This window comes from Chromobacterium alkanivorans (assembly GCF_016937655.1).
In the GTDB taxonomy this organism is placed as follows: Bacteria; Pseudomonadota; Gammaproteobacteria; order Burkholderiales; family Chromobacteriaceae; genus Chromobacterium; species Chromobacterium alkanivorans.
Genome location: NZ_JAFHKL010000047.1, coordinates 1 through 444, shown reverse-complemented (window position 1 = coordinate 444; position 444 = coordinate 1). Strand labels below are relative to the sequence as shown.

Genomic DNA, 444 nt, shown 5'->3' with positions numbered 1-444 from the left:
GTCAGCGTGTCGTTGCCGATGCCGCCTTCCAGCGTGTTGTTCCAGCTGCTCCACGCCACCGTCAGTTGATCGTTGCCGGCGCCGCCGCGCAGCGTATCGCGCTCTTCGCGCCAAGTGCCGCCCTCGTTGCCGCCAATGATCACATCGTCGCCGTCGCCGCCTTCCAGCAGGTCGGCGCCGTTGCCGCCATACAAGGAATCCTTGCCGGCGCCGCCGCGCAGCGTGTCGTTGCCTTCCTCGCCGAACAGACCGTCGTCGCCCGCGCCGCCTTCGATCAGGTCGTTGCCGTTGCCGCCGTACAGCGAGTCGTTGCCGCCGTTGCCCTGCATCCAGTCGTCGACATTGCCGCCGCGCAAGGTGTCGCCCAACTCGGAACCCACCAGCGGCACGCCTTGCTTCATCAACTGCTCAGCCGTCCACTTCACGCCGGAAGCGAAGGTGATC

At 66.9% G+C, this 444-nt stretch carries 1 protein-coding gene; it reads right to left on the bottom strand.

The window, feature by feature from the left end:
- Positions 1–444 (bottom strand): calcium-binding protein (locus JW897_RS24135; RefSeq protein ID WP_275899903.1); only part of this gene is annotated, 444 nt, incomplete at both ends.